The sequence below is a fragment of the Solidesulfovibrio alcoholivorans DSM 5433 genome (assembly GCF_000702665.1).
GTDB classification, from domain to species: Bacteria; Desulfobacterota; Desulfovibrionia; order Desulfovibrionales; family Desulfovibrionaceae; genus Solidesulfovibrio; species Solidesulfovibrio alcoholivorans.
The window spans coordinates 210,987-223,682 of sequence record NZ_JNJA01000005.1 but is presented as its reverse complement, the minus strand read 5'-3'; the positions used below and the strand labels follow the sequence as shown (position 1 = coordinate 223,682).

Genomic DNA, 12,696 nt, shown 5'->3' with positions numbered 1-12,696 from the left:
GCCCTACTCCTTCACGTATTCCAGGGAGTCGTTGAAAAGCTCCCCCGGCCCGATGAGGTGGATGCTCAGCCGGCCTGGCTCGGCCGACAGCTCTGCCGAGGCGAACTTGGCCGCCCGGTGGCGCATGACGGACTTGGCCTCGGTCAGGATGATAGGCGGGGAAAGCGCGATGGCCGGGCCTTTTTCGGCGACGTCGGCCAGGGCGTTGCCGACGATGATGTTGATGATATCGCCCGCGGTTTCCTGGACGGCGTCCTCGCGTTCGTCCTCGCCGATGTCGAGGCCGTCGGTGTAGGCGACGAAGGCGGTGTCGAGCAGGGCGGCGTCGAAACTGTAGGCCAGGTAGAGCTTGAGCTGCCCGGCGGCGCTGAGGATCGCCGTGGTGTGGCGCAGGTCGAGCTTCTGCACGTCGTCGACATGGAAGTCCGGCGGCGACAGGAGGATGCCGAGTTCCTCGCGGAAAAAGGCGTCGGTGCGGTCGGCCAGGGCGCGCAGAAAAGCGGCAAGGTCAAGGTGCTCGGTCATTAACCCTCCACGGACGTCTTGTGCGGCTCAAGGGGAACCTCGATCACGAATCGGCTCCCATGGCCGGGGGTGTTTTCCAAATCGATCGTTCCGCCCAGGCGTGCGGCCTCGGCGCGCACTGCGGCGAGCCCCACGCCCCGTCCGGACAGATCCCCTGCCACCCGGCGCGAGGTGAATCCGTCGCGAAACACCAGGCGCAGGATGGCGGCGTCGTCCATGCCGGCCAGTTCCTCGGCCCCGGCGAGCCCGAGTTCGAAAGCCCGGGAGCGGATCAGGCCGACGTCCACGCCCCTGCCGTCGTCGGCGACGACAATGCGGACCTTGCCCGGCATGGCTTCCACCACCAGGGAAATATGGCAGACCTCGTCCTTGCCCAGGGCCTCGCGCTCGGCCGGAGGCTCCAGGCCGTGGTCCACGGCATTGCGTATCACATGAATCAGGCTTTTCGCCAGAGCGGCATAGCGGGCCGGATCGACCAACACGGCGTCGCCCTCCACCGCGAAGGGGGCGAGTTCCTTGCCCTGGGCCGCGGCCAGCCGCCGGGCCGTGCGGGGATAGACGGCGAGCATCCTGCGCAGATCGACGAACCGCAGGGTGCGCGCCGCGCCGAGCACGGCGGCGTCGGCCGCGTCGAGTCCCAGTTCGTCCAGGCGGGAGAGCAGCCGGCCGGCCAGGGACGCCAGCGCCCCGGCCAGCGCGCCGTCGAGGCAGACCTCGCCCCGGCGATCGAAATATTCCCGGCCCAGGGCCTCGCGCACCACGTCCAGGTCCTGTTCCAGGGCCGCGTCCACGTCGTTTCCGTCCAACAGGGCGCAGACCGCCTCGCGGTCCGACGCGGCTTCCTGGCGCAACTGCGACAGGCGATCTTCCAGGGTGTCGAGGGCCTTGGCCACATGGCCGCATTCGAGCTGCAGAAAAAGCCCTTTGAAGGTATGCACCTTGCGGTAGAGCGCGTCCAGGGCCTGGCGTTCGTCGGGTGCCGCCTGGGCCTGCGCCGCGCCCTCGCGCCGGAATGCGGCGAAATCGTCGAGCACGGCGAAAAAGTCCCGCTGGTCGCGCACGGCCGCGACCACACAGGCCAGCCGGTTGCGCTCCCGGGTCACGGCGTCCTTGAGGCGCGCCTCGCCCGTGACATCGGTGATGACGAACATCAGGCGGTCCTCGCCCAGGGGCCGGTAGGCCAGGCGCAACGACGCCTCGCCGCGCCGGATCATGGGCGGCATGAGCGAAATGTAGAGGTCGCGGCGGTAGGGATCGGGCTCGTCCACCACCCGGCGGACATTGACGGACATGGCCGCGCCGTCGGCTTCGTCGTGGGGGAAAAGCAGCGCGGCGACGTTGTCCCCGGCGATGTCGCGACCGAAAAGGTTGCGGCATTCGGCGCTGTACTGCGGGTCCACCATGCCGTCGCGGTCCACGGACAAAAAGCCCTGCCCGGCGTTGTCGAGCAGCGCGGCCACGCGCCGCGCCGCAGCGTCGCGGGCCTCGTTGGCCTGGCGCAAGGCGCGGTTGAGGCTCGAAAGTTTGCGGTTCCACCAGACCACCACGACCAGGACGCACACGGCTCCGGCCACGATCTTCCAGACCAGCGCGTAGTCGAAGCCCTGCTCGAAGGTGACGGCCAGCCACCGCTTCATGATGGCGTCGGATTCTTCCTTGGTCAGCGTGTTGACGGCCTTCTGGAACAGCGAAGCCAGTTCCGGTTCGTCGTCGCGGCTGGCCATGGCCAGGTCGAGGTGGGCCTCCAGGCGACCGGCGATCTTGAGGTCGCTGTAGTGGTCCTTGGCCAGGGCCTGGCTGATGGCCGGCACGGTGTCGATATAGCCGTAGAGCCGACCGTCGGCCACGAGCTTGAGGCCTTCGGCGACGCTCGGCACTTCCTTGAGGTTCATGCCCGGGTATTTGGCGCGCAGGATGTCGAGGCTCGCGTAGCCATTGACCACGCCCAGGGTCTTGCCGGCGAGGCTTTCGGGATTTTCGATGTACGGGGCCTTGGCCAAGGTGGCCACGACCATGGGAAAGTGCAGATAGGGCGAGGTGAAGCGCAGGAACCGGCGGCGGTCCTTGGTGTCGCTGGCGGCGGGCAGGAAATCGCAGCGCCGTTTCTTCACCGCCTCCAGGGTCTGACTCCAGGAGGCCGTGGGCACAAGGACCATGGGCACGCCGATGCGCTCACCGATGAGTTTCAGGAAATCCGCGCCGATGCCGACATAGCGGCCGTTTTCGTCGATGCGCTCGATCGGGGGCCAGTCCGGGTCCACGCAATAGGACAGGGCTTTTTTGCGGGCCAGATAGTCGCGCTCCCGCTCGGTCAGGGCGATGGCGCCGGCCGCCGGCCCGGCCGTATCCAGGCCGGATTCGGGATTGGCCACGCCATGCTTGTACACGGGCAGCCATTTGGCGAGCAGCGCCGCCATCTCGGCCTCGGTGACCAGGGCCTGCCCTTTCTTGAGAATGGAAGCCAGCTGCGGCCAGTCGTCGCGCACCAGGGTGTAGATCTCGAAGTTATAGTCGAGCTGGCCGGAAATCTTGACATTGGTCAGGCCCGAGGCGCGGATGGCGTAGGCGGCCACGGCGAGATTCTCGACGGCCGCGTCGGCCTGGCCCATGGCGACCATGGACAGGGCGTCGCTGGCGTCCCTGGCCGGCAGGAGCGTGATGTCGCGGCCGTTGGCCTTGATGTATTCGTAGGCCGTGCCGCCCCGGCCGGCGGCGACCTTCTTGTGCGCAAGCGTCGCCAGGGAATACGCCGTGGCGTCGTCGCGGGCCATGATCGCCAGGGGGAAGCGCAGGAAGGGTCCGACGAAAATCGCATACCTGGCCCGGTCCGGGGTCTTGCCCGTGCCGTCGATCATGTCAATGCGCTTTTCCCGCAAGGCGTCGAGCACCTGCTGGAAATCATGGCCGTCGCCGATGCGCTCGAACTGGAAGGCCAGCCCGGTCTTCTGGGAGATCAGGGTGTAATAGTCGTGGAAAAGCCCGGAGATACGGCCGTCTTCGAAGATGGACAGGGGCCGCCAGTCGGTGTCACAGAAACGGATGACGGGATGGGCCTCGATGAAGGCCTTCTCGTCAGGGGTCAGTTCCAGGTCGTCGGCCCGGGCCGACGACGCTGCCGCCGCCAGGAGCAGGGCCCAGGGCAACAGAAAAAAAAGCGCCCGCATCGCCGCCAGGACGTTTGCCGATCGGTTCCGGTACGTCACAACACCGTTCGCCATGTGCACAATGTTAGCGCAACGAGACACGTTTCCCAACAAAAAAAAGCCGCTTCATCCGGCTTCGGCCAGATGGAAGCGGACGGCATGGGTGAGCCGTGCCGACGGCGCGTCCCCCCGGAACGTGCCCACGACCGGGGCGGCATCGGCCGGGTCCGCGGCGGCGGCGACCGCCACATGGCGGTCGGCTACGGCCAGCCCCAGCGACGGATCGAAGCCGCGCCAGCCGCCTCCCGGCAGCCAGGCCTCGGCCCAGGCATGCAGGTCCCGTTCCTCGCGTTCGGGATCGCCCTCGTGATAGCCGCTGACGAAACGAGCCGGAAGGCCTGCATGGCGGCAGGCCGCGATGTAGCACAAGGTCAGGTCGCGACAGGCCCCCTCCCCGGCGGCCAGCACCGCGTCCGGGCTCATGAGCCCAGGCTCTTCGCGCGCCACGGAGACGAGGTTCTCGGCCATCCAGCCGAGCAGCGCCAGGGTGAAGGCCTGCGGCGTGTCCGCGCCGTCCCGGCGCAACCGCGCGGCCAGGGCCGCGGCCGCGCCGTCGGGCAGGCCCGTAGGCGCCAGGCACGGGGCGGCGGCCAGGGCCTCCCCGGGAGCAAGGGGCACGGGCAGGACGTTTTGTCCCGCTTGCAGCAGGTAGTCGAAGGGATTTTTGCGCAAGGTCTCCACGGAAGCCGCGACATGCACGTCCAGGTGGTCGGTCAGCTCCGAGAACCAGACCGAGAGCACGGCGTTGCCGGAAAGGTCCGTGCACAGGGAGCGGCCCACAGGCTCCGGCGAGACCTCCACCTCCAGGGCGCGGACGCGCTGGCAGGCGTCGGGTCTGGGCAGCAGGCGCAACACATGAGGCTCCAGGAAGACGGGCCGGGAAAAATCGTAGCGCGTGCGGTGCGAAAGCAGGCAAATCACGGATTACTTGGCGGACGCGGGATGGCAGGAGGAACGTTCGGAGACCTTGGTCAGCTTGGAGGCGACGTTGTCGATCCATTCCGAAGGCAGGTCATGGACGAGGCCGCGCAAATGCTCCTGCCACCAGGAGGAGATGTCGGCCAAGTCTTCCTTTTCGTAACGGTGCTGGGCCAGATCCAGGCAACCTTTGTGGTAGAGGACCACGTCGATGGGAAAATCCACGTCCGCGGAACTGATGCGGGTGGAATCGAAGGCCAGGCAACCGACCTTGAGGGCCATGCGCAACGGATCGGAATACTTGAGTGTGCGGTCGAGCACCGGCTTGCCGTACCCGCTCTCGCCGATGATGTGATACGGCGTGCCGTGGCTGATCTCCACCCAGTTCCCCTCGGGGTAGACGAGGTAGAGCTTGTGCACGGCGTCGTTCGTCAGTTGGCCGCCGATGAGCACGTGCAGGTTGAAGTGCAGCCCGGATTCGGCCAGGTACGGCTTGTCCTCGGCGGCCACCCGGCGCAGGGAAGCGGAAAAGGCGTTGACGGCCTTGTAGAGCTTGTCGAAAGGCGAGGTGCAGGTTTCGAGGACTTCGTCGAAATAGGTGAGGGTCTTGTCGCGCACCGAACGCAGGCCCGAGGTCATGAGGAAAAACGCGCCGTTGCCGTTCTGGTAGGTGGTCACCTTCTGGGCGCTGGTCAATTCGTTGCCCGACGTGATGCGCGTGTCGGCGATGCCGACGAGTCCTTCCTCCACGGTAATGCCCAGGCAAAAAGTCATGGGCGTATCCTTGTCACTGTTGCCCTGCGGCGTCAATAGCCGGAAACGTTGCGAAAAACGTGGCGTAGCAGGCCTCGTCCACGAGGTTCATGCGGGTCTGGAGATCGTCGGTGAATTCGTGCAGGCCGAAGGCGAAAACCTCGTCCACGACCTTGTAGGCCAGGTCGCCGCACAGGTGCCCCAGGCGCTTTTCGGCGGGATTGCTGAAATAGCCGATCTGCGTCCCGGTAATGGCGTGCAGGCACTGTTGGGCGCGCAACAGGCAGGCCAGGACCGAACGGGGGAAATCGTGGTCGAGCAGCAGGAATTCCGCGATGCGGTCGGGCTGGATGCGGCCGTGGCGGCGGCGGTAGGCCTCCAGGGCGCTGATGGCTTTGAGGAGCGCCGCCCACTGCACGTAGTCGAGGTTGGAGCCGACGTCGGTGGGGTGCGGCAGGAGGATGAAGTACTTGACATCGAGGATGCGCGAGGTCTTGTCCGCGCGTTCGAGCAGCTTGCCCAGGCGCAGGAAGTCCCAGGCCTCGTCGTGGGACATGGCGTCGCTGGCGATGCCGCTTATGGTCAGGTCGCGGCGTTTGATCTCGTCGCAGAACTGGTAGGGGTTGGCCAGGATGGCACGGCTGTCGCGGGCGGCGTCGCGGGCCAGGTGGTAGAAGACGTTGATCTGCTCCCACATTTCCGTGGGGATGATCTCGCGGATGGTGCGCGCGTTGTCCCGGGCGTGGGACAGGCAGGAGACGATGGAATTGGGCGAGGCGGGATCGAAGGCCAGAAAGCGGATGACCCCGTCGCGGTCCTGGGAGACGCCCTTTTCCAGGAACAGGTCCCAGTCGCCCATGGCGCGCACGAGCGGCGTCCACTGCTCCGTCCTGGCCCCGGGCGCGTCCAGGGTCAGGTGCCAGTTGACGTCGATGAAGCGGGCGATGTTTTCAGCCCGTTCCAGGTAGCGGCTCATCCAGTAGATGGCGTCGGCCACGCGGCTCAGCATGGGGAGCTCCTTGCCGGAAATGTCGGGTTGGAAAAGGACGTCGCCGCCTCAGGCCGCCGGGCCGCCCAGGACCCAGGTGTCCTTGCTGCCGCCGCCCTGGGACGAATTGACCACGAGCGAGCCTTTCTTGAGCGCCACGCGCGTGAGGCCGCCGGGGATGACCCGGATGTCCTCGCCGTAGAGCACATAGGGTCGCAGGTCCACGTGGCGTCCCTCGAAATGGTCGCCCACGATGACGGGCGTGCGCGAGAGGCCCACGGTCGGCTGGGCGATGTAGTTGCGCGGGTTGGCCTCGATCTTCGCGGCGAAGGCCTCGCGCTCCTCGGGCGTGGCCGCAGGTCCAACGAGCATGCCGTAGCCGCCCGATTCCGCCGCGGCCTTGACCACCATCGTGTCCAGGTTGGCGAGCACGTGCCGGCGCGCCTTGTCCTCCCAGCACAAAAACGTCTCCACGTTGTCGAGCAGCGGCTCCTCGCCCAGGTAGTAGCGGATCATGCGCGGCACGTAGGCGTAGACCACCTTGTCGTCGGCCACGCCCGTGCCCGGCGCGTTGGCCATGGCCACCCGACCGGCCTTGTAGACCTCCATGATGCCCGGCACGCCGAGCAGGGAATCGGGCCGGAAGACCGTGGGGTCGAGGAAGTCCTCGCCCACGCGGCGGTAGAGCACGTCCACGCGCTTGAGGCCCCTGGTCGTGCGCATGTGCACGTAGCCGTCCACGACCACGAGGTCGCGGCCCTCGACCAGCTCGATGCCGGCCTGCTGGGCCAGGAAGGTGTGCTCGAAATAGGCGGAGTTGAAGACGCCGGGCGTGAGCAGCGCGGCCGTCGGCCGGGAACCGCCCACCGGCGCGATGGAATGGAGCATGTCGAGCAGAAGCGGCGCATAGTCGTCCACGGGGCGGATGTCGATGGCCTCGAACACCTGCGGGAAGGCGCGTTTGAGGATGCGGCGGTTGGCCAGGACGTAGGAGACGCCGGACGGGCAGCGCAGGTTGTCCTCGAGGACCAGAAAGCGGCCGTCTTCGTCGCGCACGAGGTCCGTGCCCGTGATGTGGCACCAGACCCCGCGCGGCGGCGTAAGGCCGATGCAGGCGGGAAAATAGCCCGAGGAGGACTCCACCACCGAGCGCGGCACCACGCCGTCGGCCATGATGCGGCCCTTGCCGTAGACGTCGGCGATGAAAAGGTTGAGCGCCGCGATGCGCTGGACGAGCCCCCGTTCCAGGGCGTTCCACTGCGCGGACTCGATGACGCGGGGGATGATGTCGAAGGGAAAGATCTTTTCCGTGCCGTCCTCGTGGCCGTAGACGGTAAAGGTGATGCCCATGTCGTAGAGGGCCTGCTCGGCGGCGGCCTGCCGGGCCAGTACTTCTCCCGGCGGCAGGGAGATGATTTTTTCGTAAAGCATCCGGCAGCCAGGTCGCGGCGCACCTGCGGCGTCGAACATCTCGTCGTAATAGGGGCCTGGGTCGTAACCGGAAAAGTCCATTTTCTGCGCCATGGAGACTCCCTTCCGCCGTGGGGGACGACGCGGTTTCGGCCCGGGGGATCACTCGCAACGCCCCTTTTCGCGACCCTAGGGCCTGGGCCTGATTAACTTTTTTGGTAAACCAAGCCGCGAAGCCCTGTCAACGGGAATCCCCCGCCCCCCCCCTTTGCCCGCACGCCGGTGGACACGATGCCCTCCCCGGCTTACGAACAAACCATGCGCCAAGATCCCGCCCTCGCCCTGCTCGACGCCATCGCCTCCCGGTTCGCGTCCGGCCTGCCCCAGGACGCCTCCGTGGCCCATTACATCCGCTCCACCCACGGCGACCTGCCGCCACAGCGCCTGGAGGCCCTGGTCGCCGACGGCGACGACCCGCAGGGCGCGAGCCTTGCCGAATTGCTGCTTTTCCCTGGCGAGGACACGGCCCGCGCCCTGGAGCCCGCGCTCGCCGCGGCCGCCCTGGACGACGCCGGAGTCGCCGCCCTGGCCGCGAACCTGGGGCAGCGCGTCATCCGGGCCACGGCCATCCTGCCGGACGGTACGCGCCTGGCCGTGCCCGTTTCCGCGGACGCGGCCGCGCGGTTCGTCTCGCGCCTGGGGCCGCAGCGGACGCTGCCCGCCGCAGCGGCGGCCTGCGTCGCGGAGCGTTTCGGCGACGACGCCGCCCTGGCCCTGGCCGTGGCGGCGCGGCGCACGGGCCCCGTGCCCTGGACGCCGGGAGCGGCGTCGCTTGCGCGCGCGGTGGCCTCGCGCCTGCCCGCGGACGCGCCGGACGCCCAGGAGACACTACACTATGTCGTGCGCTTCCTCGGCGGCCTGGCGCAGGACACGCTTCCCCTGCCCGCGCTGATTGCGCGCCGGAGCCGGCTCGCGGCCCAGCTGCGCCGGGCCCGCCAGCAGGAACAGGCGATGAAAGCGAGCAATTTCGAGACGCTGGCCATGACCGGCGCGCGCCTGCCCTACCTGCACGCCCCGGACATCGCCAGGGAACTGGCCCTGGCCGACGCGGCCATCCTCGCGGCCACGGGGCGGCCGGCTCCGGACACCACAGGAAGCTGCCTGGACATGGGCGTGGTAGCGGACATGGACGGCCTGCTGGCCGCGCTCGACGATCAGGCGGACTGACGCGCGTCCGCGCCCCCGGCCAGGGGCAGGCGCACGGTCAGGGTGGTGCCGGCGATGTCGTCGGTCTCCATGGCGATGTCGCCGCCGTGCAGCCGGGCCACGGTCCGGGCCAAGTAGGCGCCGAGCCCGGTACCGTCCTTCTTGCCGCTCGTGGCGTATTTCGCGAAAAAGCGTGCGCGGATATCCTCGGGCACCGCGCCGAGGTTGTGCACAACGATGCGCGCCTCGCCCGCGGCGACGGACAAGGCGGCGCGCACTTCGCTGCCGGCCGGCGCGGCTTCCAGGGCGTTGGCGAAAAGGTTCGCGAACATGGCGGCCAAAAGCGAGGATTCGCCGGAAACGACGGGCGCGTCGCCCGGCGCGTCGCAGCCCGGGCCGACGATGCGCAGCGTCACCCGCCGCGCGCGGGCCATGGCGGCGTATTCCCGCCCCAGGCGCAGCAGAAGCGCGGCCAACGGCACCGGCGACGGGGAGAGCGCGTAGCGTCCCTGCTCGATCTTGAGCAGGTCGAGGTTGCGCTCCACCATGGAGTAAAGCCGTTCCGCGGTCTCGCGGATCACCTCGGCCATTTCCGCGCCTTCGGGGCACAGGCCGGCATCGACCAGGTGCGCGGACAGGCCGACGATGCCGGACAGCGGCGAGCGCAGGTCATGGCGCAGCATCTGCTCCACCCTTTCCCGCGCCTGCTCGGCGCGCACCCGCTCGGTCACATCGTGGACGATGGAAAAAAGCAGCGTGCGGCCGGCGAACTCCACCGGCCCCGAATACACCTCCACCTCCCGCAACGTGCCGTCAGCCAGGCGGTGGGTGAAGCGAAAAAAACGCCTCCCCTCCTCCTTGGCCGCACGCATTTCCTCGCGGGTCTTTTCGGGACCGAGCACGTTGATGTCCCAGATGGAGAGGCCGCGCAGCACGCCCGGCGCATAACCGTAAAAGGCGCACGCCGCCGGGTTGGCCTCCACGATGCGGCCCGAGTCCGGATCGACCAGGAGCTTGACCGCGACGTTGGCGAAAAAAATGGCCCGATAGCGCGCTTCGGCTTCGGCCAGGGCCCGTCCCGTCTCCTGGCGGGAAAGGGCCATGGCCACGCCCACGGCCAGCCGCTCCAGCGCGGTCACACCCGCGGCGTCCAGCCGGTCCCGGCGGGAGTCGTTGAGCTGCAACAGCCCCAGTATCCGGCCCTCGGCCCGCAGGGGGACCAGGGCCACGGTCTCGAACCCGGCACTGTTGCAACGGTTGCGGGTGGCGCCCAGGGAGCCGTCGACTGCGGCCCGGGCCAAAAGATCGCTGGTCGCGCCGGTGAAAAACGAGCCTCCGGGCGTGAAAAACGGCAAGGCAGGATCGGTTCGGCCGCGCAGCACCCGTCCGCACATGCAGGCGAGTTCGGCCCGGCCCGCCGCGTCCCGCACGGGCTCCCCGGTCCCGTCACGGACGCACAGCGAGGATTCCGCCAGCACGAACGCCTCGGAAAACCCTTCGGTCGTATAATAGGGATAGTCCTCGCCCTGGGCCAGACGCACGCCGACGGCGTCGCAGCCCGTAAAGCGGCGCAGCAGGCCGATGACGCAGCGCAAGAGCCGTTCCCTGTCCGGCATGGCCAAAAGCAGGGAAACAGCGTCGTCAAGGCCTGGGTCCACGTGGGGGGGAGCCGGTTCGGCGATCATAACCGCCGCATAACACTCTTTTTAGGACGATCTCAAGAGGTGGCCGCCTCGCGCACGGCTTCCGCCGGCGCGGGGGGCGTCTCGGGGATGCGCACCGAGAAGTGCGTGCCGACGCCGGGTTCGGAAGCCAGGGCGATGGAACCGCCGTGCTTGACCACCATGTCGTTGGCGATGAAAAGCCCAAGCCCCGTGCCGCGCAGGCCCTTGGAGGAAAAAAAGAGCGTAAAGGCCTTTTCGCGCGTCTCCTGGTCCATGCCCATGCCGTTGTCCTCGATGTCGAAGACGAGGGTGCGGCCCTCGCGCGAGATGCGAAAGGCGATGCGGTGCGCTGGCTTGGCCGTGTCGGCCACGCAGGCGTCCACGGCGTTTTCCAGGATGTTGACCAGGGCAGCCTGGAGGTTGACGGCGTCCACGGCCATTTCGCCCAGGTCCGCGCCGATGGCGGTCTCGAGGGCCACCCCCTCCCGCGCGGCCTTGGGGGCCACGGTCTGGGCCATGGACGCGGCGAAAGCGGCCACATCGACGGTTTCCGGAGCCAGCTCCCGGGACTTGGCGTAATACAGGACGTTGAGCACGAGCGCGCGCACGCGGCCGACCAGGGTGCGCACGGCCTCGGCCGCGGCCTGGGAACGGGGGATGTCGCCGCGCCGCAAGCCCGATTCCACGCGGTAGACCGCGCCTTCGAGCGCCGTGAGCATGCCCTTGACCCCGTGGGAGATGGAGCCGAGCATGAGCCCGAGCGAGGTCAGATGGCTTTGCAGCTCGCGGATGCTCGTGATGTCGGCGGACATCTCCATGACCTCGACCACTTCACCCGCGGCGTTGCGGATGGCGGCCGTGGAGATGAGCACGTTGCGCTGACGGCAGTCGCGCGTGGTGACCACCGTCTCGTGGTAATGCGGTTCGCCGTCGGCGAAGGTCAGTGCGGCCGGGCAGTCCGGGCAGGGTTCGCTGCGGTGCGCGAAGACGTCGTGGCAGGCCCGGCCCACGCCCTCGCCGAAGTCCTCGACGAAACGGTGGTTGTTGGCGACCACCGTGCCCTCCCTGTCGCGCACGGCGATGTAACAGGGCGTGGCGTCGAAAAGGTCCATGTATTTCTGCTGGGTGACGCGCAGCTCTTCCTGAAGGCGCTTGATTTCGCTCACGTCCACGGCCATTTCGAGCACGAGCTCCACCTTGCCGTTGGTGGCGGCGATGGGCGAGGTGTGGACCATGACCGGCAGCTCGTTGCCGTTCTTGCACAGCATGGTCTCGCGGCAACGCTGGCCCTTGCCGGTCTCGAACGTCTTCCAGATGGGGCCGGTGAAGCCGCGCAGGGCCTGGCCGGCATAGACCTCCCAGCTGTGGCGGCCGACCATGTCGCCCAGGCGGTCCTTGTAGAGCTGGTTGGTGGCCACGACCTCGAGGGAGGCGTTGTGCACGGCCACGAAGCAGGGCATTTCGTTGAAATAGCCCGTGCCCTCGCCGAGGTCGGCAGAGAGCCCGGAGATGGCCTGGCACATGGTCTCGGCCATCTGCCCGGCGGCGAGCTGGCGTTCGAGCTCCACCACGCGGCTGGACTTCTCGCGCACGAGCTTTTCCAGGTTCTGCGTGTACTGGCGCAGTTCCCGGCGCATGGCGAGTTTTTCGTCGATGCGCTTGAGGGCCGCGTCGAGGATGTCGTGGTTGATGGGCTTGGTGACGAAGTCCGCGGCGTCGTTTTGCAGGCAGCTGATGGCCAGGTCCATGTCGCCGTGGCCGGAGATCATGACCACTTCGATGTCGGGATTCCTGGCCTTGATGCGTTTGAGCAGCTCCAGACCGTCCATGACGGGCATCTTGATGTCCGTGAGCACGATGGAGGGATCGACCTCGTCGAGCACGGCCAGGGCTTCCTCGCCGTTGGCCGCGGCGTGGACGACGTAGCCGAGGTCGGCAAGAAAAAGCCCCAGAAACCGGCGGATGTCTTCCTCGTCGTCGACGAGCAGCAAGGTCTCGCTCATGACAGCATCGCCTCGTCGTGTCGGGC

Annotated in this window: 9 protein-coding genes; 1 reads left to right on the top strand and 8 read right to left on the bottom strand. The window is 67.9% G+C overall.

Translation table 11 applies throughout. The features are described 5' to 3' along the window. Positions 1-3 precede the first annotated feature (3 nt). The 6 genes from Q368_RS0111595 to Q368_RS0111570 all read right to left on the bottom strand — a co-directional run bounded on the left by Q368_RS0111595 (position 4) and on the right by Q368_RS0111570 (position 7,911). On the bottom strand, positions 4-525 hold the full coding sequence (locus tag Q368_RS0111595) for a chemotaxis protein CheX (protein ID WP_029459235.1): 522 nt from the start codon (positions 523-525) through the stop codon (positions 4-6). After that, entirely contained in the window at positions 525-3,689 is a 3,165-nt protein-coding gene (locus tag Q368_RS0111590; protein WP_156955692.1) for a transporter substrate-binding domain-containing protein, read from the bottom strand. The genes Q368_RS0111595 and Q368_RS0111590 overlap by 1 nt, the downstream gene beginning before the upstream one ends. Positions 3,690-3,794: 105 nt before the next feature. Further along, positions 3,795-4,649 (bottom strand): transglutaminase family protein, encoded by an 855-nt coding sequence (locus tag Q368_RS0111585; protein WP_029459233.1) that lies wholly within the window; start codon positions 4,647-4,649, stop codon positions 3,795-3,797. 3 nt (positions 4,650-4,652) lie between these two features. After that, positions 4,653-5,420 (bottom strand): proteasome-type protease, encoded by a 768-nt coding sequence (locus tag Q368_RS0111580; protein ID WP_029459232.1) that lies wholly within the window; start codon positions 5,418-5,420, stop codon positions 4,653-4,655. Positions 5,421-5,433: 13 nt separating this feature from the next. Next, positions 5,434-6,408, bottom strand: a complete 975-nt coding sequence (locus Q368_RS0111575) for an alpha-E domain-containing protein (protein WP_029459231.1) — start codon at positions 6,406-6,408, stop codon at positions 5,434-5,436. 48 nt (positions 6,409-6,456) lie between these two features. Further along, positions 6,457-7,911: a circularly permuted type 2 ATP-grasp protein gene (locus Q368_RS0111570; RefSeq protein ID WP_211249773.1), complete on the bottom strand. Its 1,455-nt coding sequence runs from the start codon at positions 7,909-7,911 to the stop codon at positions 6,457-6,459. A gap of 204 nt (positions 7,912-8,115) precedes the next feature. Between Q368_RS0111570 and Q368_RS0111565 the strand changes: the two genes are divergently transcribed. Next, positions 8,116-9,024: a hypothetical protein gene (locus Q368_RS0111565; protein WP_156955691.1), complete on the top strand. Its 909-nt coding sequence runs from the start codon at positions 8,116-8,118 to the stop codon at positions 9,022-9,024. Here Q368_RS0111565 and Q368_RS0111560 read toward each other — a convergent pair. Continuing rightward, a complete protein-coding gene (locus Q368_RS0111560) occupies positions 9,012-10,688 on the bottom strand; it encodes a PAS domain S-box protein (RefSeq protein ID WP_029459228.1) in 1,677 nt (558 codons plus the stop codon). The genes Q368_RS0111565 and Q368_RS0111560 overlap by 13 nt on opposite strands. Before the next feature lie 32 nt (positions 10,689-10,720). Continuing rightward, a complete protein-coding gene (locus Q368_RS0111555; RefSeq protein ID WP_029459227.1) occupies positions 10,721-12,670 on the bottom strand; it encodes a hybrid sensor histidine kinase/response regulator in 1,950 nt (649 codons plus the stop codon). Positions 12,671-12,696 lie beyond the last annotated feature (26 nt).